Source organism: Pseudomonas sp. ATCC PTA-122608 (assembly GCF_001952855.1).
In the GTDB taxonomy this organism is placed as follows: domain Bacteria; phylum Pseudomonadota; class Gammaproteobacteria; order Pseudomonadales; family Pseudomonadaceae; genus Aquipseudomonas.
This window is the reverse complement of sequence record NZ_LPNO01000026.1, coordinates 18163-37457: the sequence shown is the minus strand read 5'-3', so window position 1 is coordinate 37457 and position 19295 is coordinate 18163. Positions and strand designations below refer to the sequence as shown.

Sequence of the window (19295 nt, the reverse complement as noted above, 5' to 3'; positions counted from 1 at the left end):
GACATGGAATTCCTGAACGCCTTTTCCCATCTTGATTGGGCACTCGTCCTGCAATTGACCTGGCAGCACATCACCCTGGTCGGCATTGCAGTGATCCTGGCAATCGTCGTGGGCGTGCCGCTGGGCGTGCTGATGACCCGCTTCCCGACCTTGGCCGGCCCGTTGCAAGCCAGCGCCACGGTGTTGCTGACCGTGCCGTCGATTGCGCTGTTCGGCCTGCTGCTGCCGTTCTACTCCAAATTCGGCCAGGGCCTGGGGCCGATGCCGGCGATCACCGCCGTGTTCCTCTATTCCCTGCTGCCCATCATGCGTAACACCTACCTCGCCCTCACCGGCGTTGAGCCAGGCATCCGCGAAGCCGCCAAAGGCATCGGCATGACCTTCGGCCAGCGCCTGCGCATGGTCGAGCTGCCGATTGCCGTGCCGGTGATCCTCGCCGGTGTGCGCACCGCCGTGGTGATGAACATTGGTGTGATGACCATCGCCGCCACCATCGGCGCCGGTGGCCTGGGTGTACTTATTCTGGCTTCCATCAGCCGCAGCGACATGTCGATGCTGATCGTTGGCGCCGTACTGGTCAGTCTCCTGGCCATCTTCGCCGACCTGCTTCTGCAATGGCTGCAACGCACGCTGACTCCAAAAGGACTGCTCAAATGATCGAACTTCAAAACCTGACCAAGACCTTCCAAAGCAACGGTAAGACCATTACCGCCGTTGATTCCGTAAGCCTGACCGTCAACGAAGGCGAAATTTGCGTATTCCTCGGCCCGTCGGGCTGCGGCAAGAGCACCACGCTGAAAATGATCAACCGCCTGATCAAGCCGACCTCGGGCAAGATCCTGATCAACGGTGAAGACACCACCGACCTGGACGAAGTGACCCTGCGTCGCAACATCGGCTACGTGATCCAGCAGATCGGTTTGTTCCCGAACATGACCATCGAAGAGAACATCGTGGTGGTGCCCAAGCTGCTGGGCTGGGACAAGCAGAAATGCCATGACCGCGCCCGCGAATTGATGAGCATGATCAAGCTGGAACCCAAGCAGTACCTGCACCGCTACCCGCGTGAACTGTCCGGCGGCCAGCAACAGCGGATCGGCGTGATCCGCGCCCTGGCGGCGGATGCACCGTTGCTGCTGATGGATGAGCCGTTCGGCGCGGTCGACCCGATCAACCGCGAGATGATCCAGAACGAATTCTTCGAGATGCAGCGCGCGCTGAACAAGACCGTGATTATGGTCAGCCACGACATCGACGAAGCCATCAAGCTGGGCGACAAAATCGCGATCTTCCGTGCCGGCAAGCTGCTGCAGATCGATCACCCGGACACCCTGCTGGCCCACCCTGCCGACGAGTTCGTCAGCAATTTCGTTGGCCAGGACAGCACCCTCAAGCGTCTGTTGCTGGTGAAAGCCGAAGATGCGGCGGACAACGCGCCGTCGGTCAGCCCGGAGACGCCAGTGGCGGACGCCCTGGAGCAGATGGACGAGCTGGACCGTCGCTACGTGGTGGTTACCGATGCCGAGAACAAGGCGCTGGGCTATGTACGACGTCGCGACCTGCATCGTCAGACCGGCACCTGCGGCCAATACCTGCGCGAGTTCAACGCCACGGCGGCGTATGACGAGCATTTGCGCATCCTGTTGTCGCGCATGTACGAGTTCAACCGCTCGTGGTTGCCGGTGATGGATGCGGAGCGGGTGTTTCTGGGGGAAGTGACCCAGGAGTCGATTGCCGAGTACCTGAGTTCCGGTAAGTCCCGTGGGGGCAAGACCAGTATCGTGTCGCCTGCCGAGACTGCGCTCGCATGACCTGACACACCGCGGTCAAAATGTGGGAGCGGGCTTGCTCGCGAAGGCGGAGTGTCAGTCACCGGATGCATTGGCTGATACACCGCCTTCGCGAGCAAGCCCACTCCCACATTGGATCTTCACTGTGCCTGAAACACCTCAAATTGCCCCTCCCGGGGAACATCAATCCGTCATACCGGTCGGTTACATAAGTAGCTGCACACGGCCTCACGACGAACGCGTGCAAAAACGCGACATTTTTAGTTGATCTATAGCCCCTCACGTCCTAAAGTTCGCGCCGAACGTCCATGCTGGAAACGATCCATCCGGCTCAAGTACTGACGACGAGACAGCAAGGCCAAGGGAAGCGGTTGATCCCATGGCCTTTTTGCTTTCGGCGACATGCCTTGGGAAGTAGGCGAACCAAAGTGGGGATACGGAGGACGTTCATTTGCACCCATTGATCAATTTAGTTTGCCCTTAGGAGTTCCCAGCATGTCGATTAACGTCGAAGACTATTTCGCACGCGCCACTTTTGACAAAATGAAGGCGTTTGCCGACAAGCAAGAAACCCCGTTCGTGGTGATCGACACCGCAATGATCAGCCAGGCCTACGATGACCTGCGCGCCGGTTTCGAATTCGCCAAGGTGTACTACGCCGTCAAGGCCAACCCGGCCGTCGAGATCATCGACCTGCTCAAAGACAAAGGTTCGAGCTTCGACATCGCGTCGATCTACGAGCTGGACAAGGTCATGGACCGCGGCGTCAGCGCCGACCGTATCAGCTACGGCAACACCATCAAGAAATCCAAGGACATCCGCTACTTCTACGAGAAAGGCGTGCGCCTGTTCTCCACCGATTCCGAAGCCGACCTGCGCAACATCGCCAAGGCCGCCCCGGGTTCGAAAGTGTATGTACGTATCCTCACTGAAGGCTCGACCACGGCCGACTGGCCGCTGTCGCGCAAATTCGGCTGCCAGACCGACATGGCCATGGACCTGCTGATCCTCGCCCGCGACCTGGGCCTGGTGCCTTACGGCATCTCCTTCCACGTCGGCTCGCAACAGCGTGACATCAGCGTGTGGGACGCGGCGATCGCCAAGGTCAAAGTGATCTTCGAGCGCCTGAAGGAAGAAGACGGCATCCACCTCAAGCTGATCAACATGGGCGGCGGCTTCCCGGCCAACTACATCACCCGCACCAACAGCCTGGAAACCTACGCAGAAGAAATCATCCGCTTCCTCAAGGAAGATTTCGGTGACGACCTGCCGGAAATCATCCTGGAGCCGGGCCGTTCGTTGATCGCCAACGCCGGCATCCTGGTCAGCGAAGTGGTACTGGTTGCGCGTAAATCCCGCACCGCCGTCGAGCGTTGGGTATACACCGACGTGGGCAAATTCTCCGGCCTGATCGAAACCATGGACGAAGCCATCAAGTTCCCGATCTGGACCGAGAAGAAAGGCGAGATGGAAGAAGTGGTCATCGCGGGCCCCACCTGCGACAGCGCCGACATCATGTACGAGAACTACAAGTACGGCCTGCCGCTGAACCTGGCGATTGGTGACCGGATGTACTGGTTGTCTACCGGTGCGTACACCACCAGCTACAGCGCTGTTGAGTTCAATGGCTTCCCGCCGTTGAAATCGTTCTACCTGTAAGCCGACGGCAAACAAAAAACCCATGACGCGTCATGGGTTTTTTTATGGGTCTCAATTCTCAACGATCTTCGCGAACGTGCCATAAGCGCAAAATATAAATCGTCGACTGCTGAATCTCGTAGCGCATCTCATAGTGTCCGACCAACAGCCTTCTCACATCTCGCGGCTCGAACTCTTCAATGCGTTCGCCGATTCGCGGATTGCTCAGCAAACTGATGGGAGCCTGAGAAAGTGATTGCACGGTACGCGCAGCTGCCGACCGATTTACAACGGAGAGAAAATCGAAAAGTCGAGCCAGATCTGATAAGGCCTTACTCGTCCATTTCAACTCCATCAGCGCGGTACCGGAAGCGGGTTATCAGTACTCAGGCTATCAGCCCAAGCTTGAACCGCATGCTGGTCTATTACGCGACCGGTATCGACATCCGCCATAGCCTCTCGCGTAAGCCGGCTGCGCTCCTCTTCTTGATCGACCCAGTCGGCAAGGGCCTGCTTGACGATCCAACCGCGTGAGCGGTCCATTCGCGCTGCCATCTGATCAACTTTTTGAGCCAGCGCCGCTGGAACGTGAGCTGTCAGGACTTTGGTATCGGCGCCCATAAAATCTCCTTCGCTGGTGCGTAACACACAGCCGATTAACAATGAATCAGAGCCAATCATAGTGATTTAAACTTGTGCAGCAACCTCTGTATTCTGCCGCTCATCGTTTAGTTGAATCGCACGCAGTTGATAATCCTTGGCCAAAAGCCTGATTTCAGGTTGTTCTGCCTTTACCAACGCGCTGTAAGCCACCCGCAAGAACTTCAAATTCCCGCCCGCCAGTGCCTTGCGTAACCATTCCAGCGCCGTTTCTATCTCGCCCCGGTCCGCCAACACCGCCGCATAACTGAACTGCCCGCGAAAATCCCCGCCTTCTGCTGACCGGCGATACCACGCCACCGCCGCCTCCACATCCCTCGGGCAGAACTGCCCTTCTTCCAGATAACGCCCCAGCAGGTTCATCGACTTCGCATGACCCAGTTCCGCCGCCTGTCGATAACACGCCAGCGCCTGGGTTTGGTCTTCGGCAACCCCGCGCCCGGTCGCCAGCAGGTTGGCGTAGTTGTACAACCCCCAATCCAGACCCGCCTCGGCCGCCAGACGATATTCCCGCGCTGCCGCCACGGCATCCGCCCCACATCCCCAACCATGCTCCAGGCAACGCCCGAGCATATTGCGCGCCATTAAATGCCCGCCTTGGGCGGCGATCCGGAACCAGCGCACCGCCAGTGCTTCATCGCGCTCGATGCCGCGCCCTTCCAGCAGGATTTGCCCGAGCAGCGCCTGGGCATCCACAACGCCTTCCTTCGCGGCGATCAAAATCGCCTGGGCGGCGCGCACCGGGGAATCGTCGAGCATGGACTGCAGTTGCTCAACGTTGAGGACTTCTTCACGGCGCAATAAAAAGCCCACGGTCAGACCTCAACCCAGCGGCGCAGCAGGTTGTGATAGGTCCCGGTGAGCTGGATCAGCGCCGGGTGGTCGGGCACGTCCCGACTCAGTTGCTGGATCGCACCGTCCATCTCGAACAGCAGCGTGCGCTGGCTGTCTTCGCGCACCAGGCTTTGGGTCCAGAAAAACGAGGCGTAGCGCGCGCCACGGGTCACGGCGTTGACTTTGTGCAGGCTGGAGCCGGGGTACAGCACCATGTCGCCCGCCGGCAGCTTGACCCGCTGCAGGCCGAAGGTGTCCTGGATTTCCAGCTCGCCGCCGTCGTAGTCGTCGGGGTCGCTGAAAAATACCGTGGAGGACAGGTCGGTGCGCACGCGCTCGTGGCTGCCCTTGGACTGGCGCACGGCATTGTCGATATGAAAGTTGAAACTGCCACCGGCGGTGTAACAGTTGAGCAACGGAGGGAAGACCTTGTGCGGTAACGCCGCTGACATGAACAGCGGATTTTTCCACAGCCGATCAAGGATCGCCGCGCCGATTTCCTGCGCCAGTGGGTGGCCTTCCGGCAGTTGCAGGTTGTGTTTGGCCTTGGCCGATTGATGCCCGGCAGTGATTTTGCCGTCGGCCCACTCGGTGTGCGTCAGGGCTTCGCGGATGCGCAGCACTTCCTCGCGAGAGAACAGGCCGGGAACGTGCAGCAACATGGGGGCGTTACCTGAAAACAGTGAGGCGCCAATGGTAGTGATTCTTATTGACTGTGTACAACCCTACTGCCGCGCAATAGACGAACGAGAATGTAAAAACCGTAAGCAAAAAGTGTAAAGAACGTAAATTCAGTGCGAATAGTAATGTATCGCAATTGATATAAAGTCTTGTTCTCCCTATATTCCGCGGCCTCACCTCCTTGGGGAAAGGACACTTTCATGCCGCGCACTTCGATAAAAACACCTGCCAGTTCACCGCGTTTGCTGGCCTCGGCCATCGGCGTTGCCATCAGCGCAAGCTCTGCCGCCCAACTGGCGCAAGCGGCTGAAAACACCGAGCAGAAAGGCGAACGCAACAGCATTTCCCTGGGAGCCACCAGCATCACCGGCCAGGAACAGGACAGCACGTCCTACCAGGTCGAGAAAGCCTCTTCGCAAAAGTACACCGCACCGCTGGTAGACACCCCGCGCTCCGTCACCGTTGTGCCACAGCAAGTCCTCAAGGACACCGCCGCCACCTCGTTACAGGATGCCTTGCGCACCGTGCCGGGGATTACCTTCGGCGCCGGTGAAGGCGGCAACCCACAGGGCGACCGTCCGTTCATTCGCGGCTTTGACGCCCAGGGCGACACTTACCTCGACGGCGTGCGCGACACCGGCGGCCAGAGCCGCGAGATCTTCGACATCGAGTCCATCGAAGTCAGCAAAGGTCCCAATTCGTCCTTCGGCGGCCGCGGCTCGGCGGGCGGCAGCCTCAACCTGGTGAGCAAGACGCCACAGGCGCGGGACTTCACCAATGGCGGTTTCACCTATGGCTCCGACCAGACCCGCCGCTACGTGCTCGACGTCAACCGTCAGTTCCTCGACAGCGCGGCGTTCCGCCTGAACCTGATGAGCCACGAACAGAACGTCGCCGGGCGTGACGCCGTCAACTACGACCGTTGGGGCGTGGCCCCATCGCTGACCTTTGGCCTGGGCACCCCGACCCGCGTCAACCTCAGCTACTACCACATGGAAAGCAACGACCTGCCGGATTCGGGGATTCCGTATGGCTACAGCTCGCCGACCGCCACCGCCCACGTGCATGACAAACCCACCGATGGCGGTGACAGCAATAACTTCTACGGCCTGAAGAGCCGCGACTTCCGCAAGACCCGCGCCGACATAAGCACGGTCTCCATCGAGCACGACCTGAACGACAACATGACGCTGAAAAACACCCTGCGCCATGGCAACACCGGGCAGGACTACATCCTCACGCAACCGGACGACAGCAAGCGTAATGTCAGCCAGTTCGGCACCGTATGGCGCCGCGCCAACGCACGCGTGTCCACTACCGAAACCACCACCAACCAGACGGATCTGTTTGGCAGCTTCCAGGCCCTGGGCTTCAAGCACTCTTACTCCACTGGCCTGGAATTTACTGGTGAAGAAACCCGCGTCAGCGGCTACAACTTCGGCAGCTCCAACAACGCGCAAGTGTGCAACCCCGGCACCGCACCCAGCTGTACGTCGTTGAGCAACCCGAACCCGGGCGATCCGTGGACCAGCAGCATCGCGCGCAACTACAACGGCACCAACACCAAAGCCACCAGCCGTGCGGCGTATGTGTTCGACACCATCGAGCTGGACCCGCAATGGCTGCTGAACGTTGGCCTGCGCTACGACACCTTCGACACCGTGGCCAACACCAACGCGGTGCCAAGCGCTACCGTCAAGGCACGCAGCAAGATCAAGGACGACAGCCAGTTCTTCAACTGGCAGGCCGGCCTGGTCTGGAAGCCGGTGGAGAACGGCAGCATCTACGCGTCCTACGCCACTTCGGCATCGCCAGCCGGCGGCCTGGTGGGCGAAGGTGCCGATGGCAACCCGCTGTCTGCCGGCGCCGCTGCCAGCGACCTGAAACCCGAAGAAACCGTCAACTACGAGCTGGGCACCAAGTGGGACATGTTCCACGATCGCCTGTCCCTGACCGCCGCGGTGTTCCGCACCGAGAAGAAAAACACACGCATCCTGGTGGACGCGCTGACCTATGAAAACGGCGGCGAGTCCCGCGTTGATGGTCTGGAGTTGTCCGCCAGCGGCAAGCTCACTGATCAATGGCAAGTGTTCGCTGGCTACAGCTACCTGAAAAGCGAACTGGTGGACCCAGGCTTGAACGGCCGTAACGGCGTCGTCAGTGCCGGCTCCAACAAAGGCAACCAGATGCCCAACACGCCGAAGAACACCTTCAGCCTGTGGACCACCTATGACGTGACACCAAAGCTGACCATCGGTGGCGGCGCGTTCTATGTCGACGAAGTCTATGGCGACGCGGGCAACACCGTTTACGTGCCGTCCTATACCCGCTACGACGCCATGGCCAGCTACAAGCTGACCAAGAACGTCGACCTGCAGTTGAACTTGCAAAACCTCACCGACAAGACGTATTACGACAAGGCGTTCGCGGCACACTTCGCCAACCAGGCAGCGGGCCGCACAGCAATGCTGACCACCAGTTTCCATTTCTAAACCGATACAAATCACCGCAAAAACCCCACGCATCGGATGCGTGGGGTTTTTGCGTGTAAAAAAGAATGTTTCTCGACAACTCGCGGCATAATGCGCGCCGTGAAACACCTAACCGATGACGAGGCCGTACGACGTGTTGAAGAAAACCCTGTTCCAGTTGCATTGGTTCTTCGGCATTACCGCCGGGCTGGTGTTGGCCTTGATGGGGATCACCGGCGCGACAGTGTCGTTCCAGGATGAAATCATCGAGTTGCTGAACCCGACGGTGTTGACGGTGGAAAAGCGTCCGGCCGGCGTGCTGCCGCCCGCTGAGCTGGTGCGCCTGCTGGAGGCCCGTGAAGGCAAAGTGGTGTCGATGCTCACGGTGCAACCCGACAGCACCGACGCCGCCAAGGTCTGGTTCACCCCGCCGCCCGGTGAACGTCGTGGCCAGATGCGCTACTTCGACCCGTACACCGGCGACTACTTGGGCGACGCCGTCGGCCAGGAGTTCTTCGGCTTCGTGCTGCAACTGCACCGTTTCCTCGCCATCGGCGACACCGGCCGGCAAATCACCGGCGCCTGTACGCTGATCCTGGTTTTCTTCTGCCTCTCGGGCCTGTACCTGCGCTGGCCGCGCCAAGTGGCCAGTTGGCGCGCATGGCTGACCCTCGACTGGCGCAAAAAGGGCCGCAGTTTCAACTGGGACCTGCACTCGGTGTTCGGCACCTGGTGCCTGCTGTTCTATCTATTGGCGGCGCTGACCGGGCTGTTCTGGTCCTACGAGTGGTACAGCAATGGCCTGACCAAAATGCTGTCCGACGCCCCGCAAAACGAACGCGTACGCAAACGCGGCCCGGCGCCGGAAGGCCAAGCGCCCGTGGCCAATTACGACGCCATCTGGAGCAGCATCTACAGCAACGCCGGCCCCGGTTTGAGCGGCTATAACATCCGGATGCCAGCGGTCGCCGGGCAACCCGCCACTGTCTACTACTTGCTGAAGACCTCGCCTCACGACCGCGCTCTGAACCAGATCAACCTCGACCCGGCCACCGGCGAGGTCAAATCCCACGACACCTACGCCGGCAAAAGCTTCAAGGCTCAGATCCTGACCAGCATTTATGCACTGCACACCGGCAGTTATTTCGGCCTGCCCGGCCGCATCATCCTGACCCTCACCGCGCTGCTCATGCCGCTGTTCTTTATCACGGGCTGGCTGCTGTACCTGGACCGCCGCCGCAAAAAGCGCCAGGTGCGCGATGCGCGTAAAGGCCTGACCGATAACCACAGCGATGCCCCTGCCTGGCTGATCGGCTTTGCCAGCCAGAGCGGTTTTGCCGAGCAACTGGCCTGGCAGACCGCCGGCCAATTGCAGGCCGCCGGTTTGCCGGTGAAGGTGCAATCGTTGGGCAGCGTCAGCGAAGAAGATTTGCGCCAGTCGAGCAATGCATTGTTTGTGGTCAGCACCTTCGGCGACGGCGAAGCGCCGGACAGCGCCCGGGGGTTCGAACGCAGCGTGCTCGGCCAGGACGTCTCTCTCAAGGGCTTGAACTACTCCGTGCTGGCCTTGGGTGATCGCCAGTACCAACACTTCTGTGGCTTCGCCCGGCGCCTGCATTTCTGGCTGACCCACCAGGGCGGCAACCCGCTGTTCGCCCCGGTGGAAGTCGACAGCGGCGACACCGATGCGTTGCTGCACTGGCAACAACAACTCGGCCAACTGACCGGCCATGCACCCGCGGCGGCATGGGCCACCGCGACCTATGAAAACTGGACCGTGAAGCACCGTACCCTGCTCAATCCGGACAGCAGCGGCTCCGGCGTCTATCTGCTCGGGCTCACCCCGCCAGCCCCACGGGATTGGCTGGCCGGTGACCTGGTAGAAGTGCTGCCGCGTAATTGCCCATGGGCCATCGAACACTTCCTCGACGGCCTGGGACTGGCGGGCAGCGAAGGTGTGGTGATCGACGGCCTGGCATTCACCCTCGACCGCGCGTTGGCCAGCCGCCAGCTACCGGACAATCGCGGGCATCTGGTCGGCCTGCATGCCCAGGCGCTGGTCAATGCACTGGTGCCGTTGAGCATGCGCGAATACTCCATCGCGTCGATCGCCGGCGACGGCGTGCTGGAACTGATCGTGCGCCAGGAACGTCACCCCGATGGCAGCGTGGGCGTGGGTTCCGGCTGGTTGACCGAACATGCACCGCTGGGCTCGACCATCAGCCTGCGACTGCGGCGTAACAGTGGTTTCCACCTGCCGAGCGAGCCGGTGCCGATGATTCTGCTGGGCAACGGCACCGGCCTTGCCGGGTTGCGCAGCTTGCTCAAGGCGCGGATTGCCGACGGTCAGCAGCGCAACTGGCTGCTGTTTGGCGAACGCAATATCGCCCACGACTACCACTGCCAGGACGAGCTGCAAGGCTGGCTGGCCAGCAGTGACCTGGCGTTGCTGGACCTGGCGTTTTCCCGCGACCAGGCGGAAAAAATCTACGTTCAGGATCGCCTGCGTGAGTCGGCGGATGTGCTGCGTAAATGGATCGCGGATGGCGCGGCGATTTACGTCTGCGGCAGTTTGCAGGGGATGGCGGCGGGTGTGGATCAGGTGCTGCACGAGGTGCTGGGCAGTGAGGCGGTTGAGCGGTTGATCGAGCAGGGCCGTTATCGCCGGGATGTTTACTGACCCCCTGAAAATACACCGATCAAAATGTGGGAGCGGGCTTGCTCGCGAAGGCAGTGGATCAGTCGATACATCTGTTGACTGACACACCGCCTTCGCGAGCAAGCCCGCTCCCACATTGGCTCTTGTTCAGTAGGTAGATTGCATTGCAATCACACTGGCGCCAGCTTCTGCTCAAACACCGAGACGCCATCCAGGTCCCGCAAAATCACCGTCAGCTCCGCCGTCTGCCCGTCAATCTGCACCTCGCCAAAAAACTGGAACCCGGCAAACGGCGAACTGTTCTGCACCGTCGGTGCCTTCTCGAACACCACTTCCGGGCCAAAGGTTTTATCCAGCGGATTAGGCCCGAAACTCCCGGCGTTCAGCGGCCCGGCGACAAACTCCCAAAACGGCTCGAAGTTCTGAAACGCCGCTCGATCCGGATGGTAGTGATGGGCCGCGCAGTAATGCACATCCGCCGTGAGCCACACATGATTACGCACCTGTTGCGCTCGCAAAAACCCGAGCAATTCGGCGATCTCCAATTCGCGTCCCTGGGCCGGGCCCGGGTCGCCGTTGGCGATCGCTTCCCAACGTGGCACGCCGGGGCTGACTTCGCCATCGGGCACGCCAAGGCCAATGGGCATGTCCGCAGCGATGACTTTCCATTGCGCCTGGGAGGCTTTCAATTCGCGCTTGAGCCAGTCCAGTTGCTCACGCCCCAGGAACGGTTTTTCGCCGCCCAGGTTGTCGTCGTTCGGCCCGCGATAGCTGCGCATGTCCAACACAAAGACATCCAGCAACGGGCCGTAGCTGAGCTTGCGATAAATCCGCCCGCCCTGGTCGGCGCTTTGCCGGCGCATGGGTGAATATTCCAGCCAGGCCTGGCGCGCACGGCCTACCAACGTGTTGATGTCGCGGGTTTTGTAGCGCTCATCCAGCTGCTTGCTCGGCGACCAGTTGTTGATCACTTCGTGGTCGTCCCACTGCCAGATCTGCGGCACTTCCGCATTGAAGCGACGCACGTTTTCGTCCATCAGGTTGTAGCGATAGTTGCCACGGTATTCATTCAGGGTTTCGGCGACTTTGCTTTTGGCTTCGGTGGTGATGTTGCGCCAGATGCGTCCGTCTTCGGTGGTCAGTTGCGCGGGCACCGGGCCGTCGGCGTAGATGGTGTCGCCGCTGTGGATAAAGAAGTCCGGCAGGCGCAGGCGCATGGCTTCGTAGATGCGCATGCCGCCGATGTCCGGGTTGATGCCGAAGCCCTGGCCGACGGTGTCGCCGCTCCATACAAAACGGATATCCCGGCGTTGCTGCGGCACGCTGCGCAGGTGGCCAAACCAGGGCTCGCTGGCCACGCCGGTCTGGGCATCTTCGAAGTGCACACGGTAGAAAATCGCCTGGTCGACAGGCAGGCCGGTGAGTTCGACACGGGCGGTGAAGTCGGTGTGGCTGTCGGCCAGGGGCGAGACGAATTTGCGCGGGTTGCTGAACACACTGCGGGTGTCCCACTCCACCACCATCCGCGCCGGGCGGTCGCTGCGGCTCCAGATCATCGCGCGATCGCCCAGCAGGTCGCCGGACTGCACACCGTCGGTGAGTTGCGGGCGATCCTTGACCGAGGCGATCACCGCAGGCGCGAGGCCCGGCAGCAACAGGCCGGCGCCGACGGCTTGCATCACACGGCGGCGACCGAGGTTGAAGTGGGTCATGCAGTTTCCCTCTCGAGCAGCAAAAGAGAAACTTAAGCATGAAGGGATGAACGAGTTATGACACCGGCTTGACCGTCAGCTCGACCACTTCGGGACGCTTGATCAACGCATACACCACAGCGGTCAACAAACTCCCCGCCACAATCGCCAGCAAATACAGCAGCGCATGGTTGATCGCATTCGGGATCAGCATCACAAACAACCCGCCATGGGGCGCCATCAGTTTGCAGCCGAAATACATCGACAGCGCACCGGTCAGCGCGCCGCCAGCGATGCTCGCCGGAATCACTCGCAGCGGATCCTTGGCGGCAAACGGAATCGCGCCTTCAGAGATAAAGCACATGCCGAGGATCAGCGCGGCCTTGCCGGCTTCGCGCTCGGTCTGGGCGAACTTGCGCCGCGCCAAGAGGGTGGCGATGCCCATGCCAATCGGCGGCACCATGCCGGCGGCCATGGTCGCGGCCATGGGTGCACCGCTTTGCGCCGCCAGCAGGCCGACGGAAAACGCGTAGGCCGCCTTGTTGATCGGGCCACCGAGGTCGACGCACATCATGCCGCCCAGCAAGATGCCCAGCAGCACGGCGTTGGTGGTGCCCATGGTGCTGAGGAAATCCGTGAGCCCGGTGAGCATCTTCGCCACTGGCGGCCCTACCAGGTAAATCATCGCAAGACCCGTGAACAGGCTCGCCAGCAACGGGATGATCAGGATCGGCTTGAGGGCTTCCAGGCTCTGAGGCAAACGGATCGCACGGCTGATGAATTTGACGCAGTAGCCGGCGAGGAAACCGGMAAAAATCCCGCCAATAAAACCCGCGCCCAAGGTGCTGGCCAGCAGGCCGCCGATCATGCCGGGAGCCAAGCCCGGACGGTCGGCAATCGAGTAGGCGATATAACCCGCCAACAGCGGCACCATCAACATGAATGCTTGGTCGCCGACGGTTTTCAGCGCGGCGGCCAGGGTGCCTTTTTCTTCAAAGGCATGAATGCCGAACACAAACGACAGAGCGATCAGCAGACCACCCGCCACCACCATCGGCAGCATGAACGACACGCCGGTGAGCAGGTGTTTGTAGACGCCGGTCTTCTCCGGTTTGGCGGCAGCACCGCTGGCGGCGGATTCCTGCTTGCCTTCGGCCAGCGCCTTGTTGAGGGTCGCCTCGGATTGCTTGAGCGCAATCCCGGTGCCACAGCGGTAGATTTTCTTGCCGGCAAAGCGCTCGGTGGTGACTTCGATGTCGGCGGCCAACAGCACCACGTCGGCGTCACGAATCGCCTCGGCGCTCAGCGGCGTGCGGGCGCCCACCGAACCCTGGGTTTCCACCTGCAGGTCATACCCGAGGCGCTTGGCGGTTTGCTGCAACGCTTCGGCAGCCATGAAGGTGTGGGCGACGCCGGTCGGGCAAGCGGTGATCGCGACGATACGCGGCGTAGTTTTCGGCGGCGCCGCATCAGCTACCTGCACCTGGGCCTCTTCGACCCCGCGACGCAATACCGCGTCCACATCCTGCAGCGCCTGGGCCGGCGTGCTGCGGAATACGCGCTTGCCAACAAAACGCTGCATGTCCACCGGCGTGCTGCTGACTAGCAACACCCACTCGGCGGCTTCAATAGTGGCCGCCGACAATTGGCGTTCCGGGTGTTGCACGTCCACCACTTCGACGCTGGTGCTCCAGCCCTGGCGCTGCGCGGCAGCGTCGAGCAAGCGGGCGCACAGCACACTGGTGACCATGCCATTCGGGCAGGCAGTAACAATGGCTAACTTCATGACCAACCCTCTTATTGTTCTGTCAGCGGGCGCACGTGGACGCCGCTCTGCAATGACTCAAGCTGTGCCTCATCGGTGATGCCAAAACCGATTTGCGTAACCGCCATCGCGGCAATGGCGGTGGCGCGGCGCAGGGTTTGCTCCGGCGTATCGCCACTGAGCAAACCGTGAAGCATCCCGGCCAACAGCGAGTCGCCGGCGCCTACGGTACTGGCCACCGTTACCTTGGGTGGCGTGGCGTGCAGCGCCGTTTCCGGGCTGTACCAGCTCACGCCTGCGGCACCGTCGGAGACCACCACATGCTCAACACCTTGCCGATGCAGTTGGCTGACAGCATCCGTGGCATGACCGAGGGCATCGGCCAGTTCTTCGGTATTGGGTTTGACCAACCATGGGCCAGCCTTCAACCCGACGCGCAGCGCTTCGCCGCTGGTGTCCAGGGCGACTTTCAAACCGAGGTTTTTCAGTTGCTGCAGCAAGCCGTGGAACCACTGTGGGGTGATGCCGCGTGGCAGGCTGCCGGCGACCACTACCGCATCGAATTCAGGGCCGATCACCGCCAGTAGTTTCAGCAGTTGAGCTTGCGCCTGCTCACTCACCCACGGCCCCGGTGCATTGATGTCGGTGACCCGGCCATCCTGTTCGGCAATCTTGATATTGCTACGAGTTTCTCCTGGCACGCGAATGAACGCATCGCCAAACCCACGACTAGCGATCAGTGCATCGAACGCCTGCGGGTTTGCTGCACCGAGAAAACCGCCCACGCTCACCTGATGACCAAGGTCCGCCAGCACCTGCGCGACATTCACGCCCTTGCCGGCAGCATGGGTGATCATCGCTTCACTGCGGTTGACCTCACCCGGTTCCAGGCGCGCCAGGCGCACCGTCAGGTCCAACGCCGGGTTCAGCGTCAGGCTTAAAATCCTTGCCATTTACACGGCCTCCACAAGCGCACGCACTTCGGCGGGAGAACCCACCGCCAGGGCTTTTTGTGCCAGGCCTTGGGCCTCGCTCAGACTGAATTCACGTACCCGTGCCTTGACCTCGGGGATGCTGCGCGCAGACACGCTCAGCTCATCCACTCCCAGGCCGATCAGCACCGGAACTGCCAACGGGTCGGCTGCCAGCTCGCCGCACACGCCGACCCATTTGCCATGGGCATGGGCAGCACGCACGGTGATGTCGATCAGTTGCAACACCGCCGGATGCAGGCCGTCAGCCTGGGCCGACAGCGTCGGATGGCCACGGTCGATGGCCAGGGTGTATTGGGTCAGGTCGTTGGTGCCGACGCTGAAGAAGTCCACTTCCTTGGCCAGTACCGGCGCCAGCAACGCGGCCGACGGCACTTCGATCATGATCCCCAGTTGCAGGTCGGCCACCGGAATTTCCAGGCGCAGGCGCTCGGTCATGTCCCGGGCCTGGCGCCACTCGTCCACGCTGCCGACCATGGGGAACATGATGCGCAGTGGACGGTTGTCCGCCGAGCGCAACAGCGCGCGCAATTGCGCTTCCATAATCTGCGGACGTTGCAGGGTCAGGCGGATGCCACGCACGCCGAGGAAGGGGTTTTCTTCCTTGGCGATCGGCCAGTAAGGCAGCGGTTTGTCACCGCCCACATCGAGGGTGCGCACCACCAGTGGCCGACCGCCGAGGCCGTCGAGCACGCGGCGGTATTCGGCTTCCTGGGTGGCTTCATCCGGCGCCTGTTTGTGGGCCATGAAAATCAGTTCGGTGCGCAGCAGGCCGATACCTTCGGCGCCCTGCTCCACTGCGCTGGCAACCCCGGCGCTTTCGCCGATATTGGCGAACACTTCGACGGCATGGCCGTCGCGGGTCAGCGCCGGTTGATGGCGTTGCTCGGCAGCGGCTTGCAGGCGTTGTTCGCGGGTGTCGCGTTCTACGGTAGCGCGCTGCAAGGTGGCGGCGTCGGCATCGACATGCAGGCGACCGCGTTGGCCATCCAGCAGCAACGGCGTGCCCGAGGCCAGCAGCAACACCGCCGGGCCTGCGCCCACCAGCGCGGGAATGCCCAGGGCGCGGGCGACGATGGCGCTGTGGGCAGTGGCGCCGCCACGTGCGGTGAGGATGCCGGCGACACGCACCGGGTCCAGGCGCGCGACGTCAGACGGGCCGACTTCGTCCATCACCAGAATGTAGGGTTCGTCGGGCTCCTGGGCGGTTTCGACGCCGCACAGTTGCGCCAGCACGCGGCGGCCAATGTCACGCAAATCGGCTGCACGCTCGGCGAGCAAGGCGTCCTGCAACGACTCCTGCTGTTTGGCGGCGGCCTCGATCACGCTCATCCAGGCGGCTTCGGCACTTTCGCCCTGCTTGAGGCGCGTCTCGACTTCGTCGGTCAGTTCCGGGTCGTCGAGCATCTCCTGGTGGGTGATGAAGATCTCGCGGATCGCCTTGGATTTACTGCGTTCGATCAGGCCCTGGATATCCCGGCGCACGTCGGTCAATGCCGCGTGCAGGCGCTGGCGCTCGATCACCGGCGACTCGCCGCGCAGCGGGTATTCGAAAGGTTGCAGCACCTGGATATGCGCCGGGCCAATCGCAATGCCGGGGGCGGCGGCGATGGCCTGGATCAGGCTGCCGGACGCCGGCGCGCTGAGCACCGGTTCGATGTCGACGACGACCTGCTGGGCGCTTACCGCTGGCAGCGGCTCGACTTCTTCGCCGAGGCCTTCTTCTACCGCCGCCAACAAGGCAGGCAAGGCGTCACCGGCAATGCCCGGTTCAGCGACAAATTCCAGCACCTGGCCACGGCGTGCACCAAGGCTCAGCAACTTGCTCAGGCTTTTTACCGACACCGCGCTGACATCGCCATCGACGATGCGCACACGGATTTCGCCGTCAAAACTTTTTGCCAATTGCGCGAGGATCTTCGCGGGCCGCGCATGCAGGCCATGGGCATTGGCCAGGGCGATGCGCACGCTTGGCCAGTCGGCCGGCAGTTCACCGCCGAGTACTTCCAGTACGGCGCGGCTGCTGGTGGCGCGACCGAGCTCCTGGCCGCGGCCTTCGATGAGCAAGGCGCACAAGCGTTCGAGCAAGGTTTGGTGGGCCTCGCCGAGGCTGGCCAGGCAGAACAGGCCGCTCAATGGCTGGCCCAAGTAACGCATCGGTTTGTCCGGGGTGACAAAAGCCAGGCCCGGGCGCTTCACCGTCTGCTCGCTGTGCAACCACCACAGGCCATCGCCCAGGGGCAACGCGTCGACTTGTTGCAGCACGGCGGCAAAGCCGTTGCTCACGCAATCGGCCTGGCGCAGCAGGCGTGCGCCACGCCACACCAGTTCTTCGAAATCGTCCGCCGACACGCCCAGACCAATCATCTGTGCGTCCAGCGCCAGCTCCTGCGGTGCGCCTTGCAGCAGTTTCAGCAAAGCTTCGGCGGAGCTGGCGCGGCGCAGGGCCTGGCCCAGGTCGGTCTCGCCAAGGGCGCGGGTCAGCAGTTGCAGCAGGCGCAGGTGTTCGTCGGATTTGGCGGCAATGCCGATCGCCAGGTAAACGATCTGGCCATCGCCCCAATCCACACCATCGGGAAATTGCAGCAGGCGCACCCCGGTGGCGAACACCTGGTCGCGGGTTTCGGGGGTGCCGTGGGGAATGGCGATGCCTTGGCCGAGAAAGGTCGAGCCTTGGGCTTCACGCGCTTGCAAGCCACTGAGGTAACCCTCGGCGACCAGGCCATCGGCTACCAGTTTTTCAGCGAGCAGTTGCAAGGCAGCAGACTTATCCACAGCCGTCTGGCCCATGGATATCTGCTCGTGGGTGAGCTCAAGCATGCCGTTCTCCTAGTTAGTGCGGCGTGCGCACTAGGTATTATTTTGAATAAATCAGTGCAAAGGCGTTCGAAAAAATTGACTGAGTGGTCAGTTGGCAGGACCACGCTCGTCGCGATAATCGTAAAAATACGCTTGCTGAAACGTTTAATCTAGAATTTATGGCAGATTACGCGTTAATTTCCCATGATTGAAGCGCCACTCGGCTGTTGAGTTACGACAATGGTCGCCTGCAGTAATCGGTTACGATTGGACAAAGTGTCGGGGCAAGCTCTAAAAAACAAGGAAATCCCGGTTTGAAACTCAGTGATATCGCGCGCATTGCCGGTGTGTCTGTGACCACCGCCAGCTACGTCATCAATGGCAAGGCCGAACAGCAACGGATCAGCAGCGCAACCGTCGAACGGGTGCGCGCCGTGGTTGAACAACATGGCTTTACGCCCAACCCCCAGGCCGCCGGGCTGCGCAGCCGGCATACCCGTACCCTGGGGTTTATCCTGCCGGATCTGGAAAACCCCAGTTACGCACGCATCGCCAAGCTGCTGGAGCAAGGCGCCCGGGCGCGTGGCTATCAACTGCTGATCGCCAGTTCCGATGACGACGCCAACAGTGAACGGCAATTGCTGCAATTGTTCCGCGCCCGCCGCTGTGATGCGTTGTTTGTCGCCAGCTGTCTGCCGGCCAATGACGACAGCTACCGCGAGCTGCAAGCCAAGGGTTTGCCGGTGATCGCCATTGACCGGGTGATGGAGTCTACGCAGTTCTGCTCGGTGGTCAGTGATGATCGCCAGGCCTGCCAGCAATTGACCAGCAGCCTGCTGCAACCGCTGCCCAAGCAGATCGTGTTGATCGGCGCGCGGCCAGAGCTGAGCATCAGCCAGGAGCGTGCCGCTGGCTTCAAGGAAGCGCTGAAAGACTTCAATGGTGAAGTGCTGATCGAACAGGGTGAGTCGTTCAGCCGCGATTGTGGCCGACAGCTGATGGAGCAATTGCTGCAAAGCCTGGGGCATTTGCCTGACGCGCTGGTGACGACGTCCTACGTCCTGCTGCAAGGGGTGTTTGATGCGTTGCATGACTTCCCGCTCAAATCCCGCCCGCTGCGTCTGGGGACATTTGGCGACACGCAATTGCTGGATTTCCTGCCGTTGCCGGTGAATGCCATGGCCCAGCAGCATCAATTGATCGCCGACACCGCGCTGCGCCTGGCGCTGGCGGCCGTTGAAGAGCAGCACTACGCGCCAGGGGTGCACGCCATAGGCCGCACGTTCAAGCAACGGATTCATTCGGAGTAAGCGGT

The 19295-nt window shown here is 61.5% G+C and carries 14 protein-coding genes; 6 read left to right on the top strand and 8 right to left on the bottom strand.

Annotated features, from left to right (window positions below; genetic code table 11):
- Positions 1-3: 3 nt before the first annotated feature.
- From AU074_RS22060 to AU074_RS22050, 3 genes are all read left to right on the top strand, one after another.
- Positions 4-657, top strand: a complete 654-nt coding sequence (locus tag AU074_RS22060) for an ABC transporter permease (RefSeq protein WP_010175055.1) — start codon at positions 4-6, stop codon at positions 655-657.
- Positions 654-1811 carry a betaine/proline/choline family ABC transporter ATP-binding protein gene (locus AU074_RS22055; RefSeq protein ID WP_008437274.1) on the top strand — a complete coding sequence of 386 codons (1158 nt, stop codon included), beginning with the start codon at positions 654-656 and terminating at the stop codon, positions 1809-1811. Before AU074_RS22060 ends, AU074_RS22055 begins: the two co-directional genes overlap by 4 nt.
- Positions 1812-2285: 474 nt before the next feature.
- Positions 2286-3449, top strand: a complete 1164-nt coding sequence (locus AU074_RS22050) for a type III PLP-dependent enzyme (protein ID WP_076016503.1) — start codon at positions 2286-2288, stop codon at positions 3447-3449.
- Positions 3450-3507: 58 nt separating this feature from the next.
- Here the strand turns inward: AU074_RS22050 and AU074_RS22045 are convergent, their stop codons facing one another.
- The 4 genes from AU074_RS22045 to AU074_RS22030 all read right to left on the bottom strand — a co-directional run bounded on the left by AU074_RS22045 (position 3508) and on the right by AU074_RS22030 (position 5584).
- Positions 3508-3783 carry a type II toxin-antitoxin system RelE/ParE family toxin gene (locus AU074_RS22045; protein WP_076016502.1) on the bottom strand — a complete coding sequence of 92 codons (276 nt, stop codon included), beginning with the start codon at positions 3781-3783 and terminating at the stop codon, positions 3508-3510.
- Entirely contained in the window at positions 3783-4049 is a 267-nt protein-coding gene (locus AU074_RS22040; protein ID WP_076016501.1) for a CopG family ribbon-helix-helix protein, read from the bottom strand. The genes AU074_RS22045 and AU074_RS22040 overlap by 1 nt, the downstream gene beginning before the upstream one ends.
- 66 nt (positions 4050-4115) lie before the next feature.
- Positions 4116-4901, bottom strand: coding sequence for a tetratricopeptide repeat protein (locus tag AU074_RS22035; protein WP_076016500.1), 786 nt, complete (start codon positions 4899-4901; stop codon positions 4116-4118).
- 2 nt (positions 4902-4903) lie between these two features.
- The gene (locus AU074_RS22030; RefSeq protein ID WP_076016499.1) at positions 4904-5584 is read right to left on the bottom strand and encodes a Fe2+-dependent dioxygenase; all 681 of its coding nucleotides are present in this window, start codon (positions 5582-5584) and stop codon (positions 4904-4906) included.
- A gap of 219 nt (positions 5585-5803) precedes the next feature.
- On the opposite strand from AU074_RS22030, the gene AU074_RS22025 reads away from it, so the two are divergent.
- Positions 5804-8095 carry a TonB-dependent siderophore receptor gene (locus AU074_RS22025; RefSeq protein ID WP_076016498.1) on the top strand — a complete coding sequence of 764 codons (2292 nt, stop codon included), beginning with the start codon at positions 5804-5806 and terminating at the stop codon, positions 8093-8095.
- A gap of 133 nt (positions 8096-8228) precedes the next feature.
- A complete protein-coding gene (locus tag AU074_RS22020; protein ID WP_076016518.1) occupies positions 8229-10754 on the top strand; it encodes a sulfite reductase flavoprotein subunit alpha in 2526 nt (841 codons plus the stop codon).
- Positions 10755-10903: 149 nt separating this feature from the next.
- Here AU074_RS22020 and AU074_RS22015 read toward each other — a convergent pair whose 3' ends face one another.
- Genes AU074_RS22015 through ptsP form a run of 4 tightly spaced genes read right to left on the bottom strand, consistent with a single transcriptional unit; the run spans position 10904 to position 18001 of the window.
- Positions 10904-12445 (bottom strand): alkaline phosphatase, encoded by a 1542-nt coding sequence (locus AU074_RS22015; RefSeq protein WP_076016497.1) that lies wholly within the window; start codon positions 12443-12445, stop codon positions 10904-10906.
- Between the two features lie 55 nt (positions 12446-12500).
- Positions 12501-14210, bottom strand: a complete 1710-nt coding sequence (locus AU074_RS22010; RefSeq protein WP_076016496.1) for a PTS fructose-like transporter subunit IIB — start codon at positions 14208-14210, stop codon at positions 12501-12503.
- Between the two features lie 11 nt (positions 14211-14221).
- Positions 14222-15142 (bottom strand): 1-phosphofructokinase, encoded by a 921-nt coding sequence (gene pfkB, locus AU074_RS22005; RefSeq protein WP_076016495.1) that lies wholly within the window; start codon positions 15140-15142, stop codon positions 14222-14224.
- Positions 15143-18001: a phosphoenolpyruvate--protein phosphotransferase gene (ptsP, locus tag AU074_RS22000; protein WP_076016494.1), complete on the bottom strand. Its 2859-nt coding sequence runs from the start codon at positions 17999-18001 to the stop codon at positions 15143-15145.
- Positions 18002-18294: 293 nt separating this feature from the next.
- Here ptsP and cra point away from each other — a divergent pair, with 293 nt between their 5' ends.
- A complete protein-coding gene (gene cra, locus AU074_RS21995; protein WP_076016493.1) occupies positions 18295-19290 on the top strand; it encodes a catabolite repressor/activator in 996 nt (331 codons plus the stop codon).
- Positions 19291-19295 lie beyond the last annotated feature (5 nt).